This window comes from Psychrobacter sp. 1U2, from assembly GCF_051847575.1.
Map to the genome: position 1 here is coordinate 1 of NZ_JBPYDC010001017.1, position 739 is coordinate 739.

Annotated in this window: 1 protein-coding gene; it reads left to right on the forward strand. The window is 42.4% G+C overall.

Annotated elements, in window-relative coordinates; translation table 11 throughout:
* Window positions 1-649 (forward strand): ATP-binding protein (locus ACS8FD_RS20120; RefSeq protein ID WP_439277168.1); only part of this gene is annotated, 649 nt, incomplete at its 5' end.
* Between the last annotated feature and the right edge of the window lie 90 nt (window positions 650-739).

Here is a 739-nt window from a genome sequence, read left to right on the forward strand (position 1 = left end):
CGATACCGATGACGAGGACTCGCGCTTTATGCAGCGTGATTATATCGACGAAGATATCGAAGCACTAAATGGATTAATTGATGAGATTTTGACCTATGCAAAGCTTGAGGAAGGCTCTCCTAAGCTAGACTTAGAGCCAGTAAACCTTCGAGAGCTGGTTGAGCAGGTGGTACGCGAGACCAATGCATTAGGAAAATCTATCAAGGTCGTTGGACAACTTCCAAATGCAAAAGTCACTGCAATAGCAGATCGTCGCTATCTTCACCGCGTTATTCAAAACCTTGCTGGTAATGCACTGCGCTATGCAGAAACAACCATAGTTATCAGTGCTGGTGTCAAAAAAGGTAATGCTTTTGTGAGTGTTGAAGATGATGGACACGGTATACCGGAGGAAGATCGTGAAAAGGTGTTTATTCCATTTTCTCGTTTAGATGATAGTCGTACCAGAGCTTCAGGAGGGTATGGGCTTGGGCTATCTATTGTCTCGCGTATCGCGTTTTGGTTTAATGGCAGTATGAAGGTAGATGAAAGTAACAGTCTTGGCGGGGCCAGATTTGTCATGACTTGGCCCATTAAACCGTTAACACAAGTGCTTGCTGCTGACGAGTTGACCCAAGAAAAAAGTGATCGTGACATTAGTGGGGAGTAAACCAAAGATATAATTAACCACTAATTGATTCGTATGATAAGACTTTATCAACTAGAATTATTTAGAATTGTTGATAGAATCGACTATGTG